This is a genomic window from Mesorhizobium waimense (genome assembly GCF_003601975.1).
GTDB lineage: Bacteria > Pseudomonadota > Alphaproteobacteria > Rhizobiales > Rhizobiaceae > Mesorhizobium > Mesorhizobium waimense.
The window spans coordinates 1-701 of sequence record NZ_QZWZ01000186.1 but is presented as its reverse complement, the minus strand read 5'-3'; the positions used below and the strand labels follow the sequence as shown (position 1 = coordinate 701).

Here is a 701-nt window from a genome sequence, read left to right as displayed (position 1 = left end):
GTCCATCCCGGAATTATGGGACGCCGTGGCCGTCGCCATCGATCGTTTCCACCCCAAAGAATGCGAAAACCTGTTCGCCCACGCCGGCTACGATGCCTAACCGTGATTATCCAGAAACTGCTCTAGCGGCGGCGTCGACCTGTTCCGCGTCTTCGACTGCCTGAACTGGGTCGAGAACATGCGCGTCGCCATGGACGCGGTCGGCGCCGAAGGCAAGCTGATCGAAGCGGCGATGTGCTATACCGGCGACATACTCGATCCGGCGCGGGCCAAATACGACCTCAAATATTATATCGGGCTGGCGAAGGAATTGCAGGCCGCGGGCGCCCATATCATCGCGGTCAAGGATATGGCCGGGCTGCTGAAGCCAAGTGCGGCGCGCGTGCTGTTCAAGGCGCTGCGCGAGGAGACCGACCTGCCGATCCATTTCCACACACATGACACGTCGGGCCTGTCGGCGGCCACGGTGCTGGCGGCGGTGGAGAGTGGTGTCGACGCCATCGACGCAGCGATGGACTCCTTCTCGGGCAACACTTCGCAACCGTGTCTCGGCTCGATCGTCGAGGCGCTCAAGGGCACCGAGCGCGACCCCGGCCTCGACCCGCAATGGATCCGCCACATCTCGTTCTACTGGGAAGCGGTGCGCAACCAGTATGCCGCGTTCGAGAGCGACCTCAAAGGACCGGCCTCGGAAGTCTATC

1 pseudogene is annotated in these 701 nt (G+C 62.8%); it reads left to right on the top strand.

Going from position 1 to position 701, the window contains the following annotated elements:
* Positions 1–112: 112 nt before the first annotated feature.
* A pseudogene (locus D3227_RS40530) lies at positions 113–701 on the top strand (pyruvate carboxylase); the annotation flags it as partial.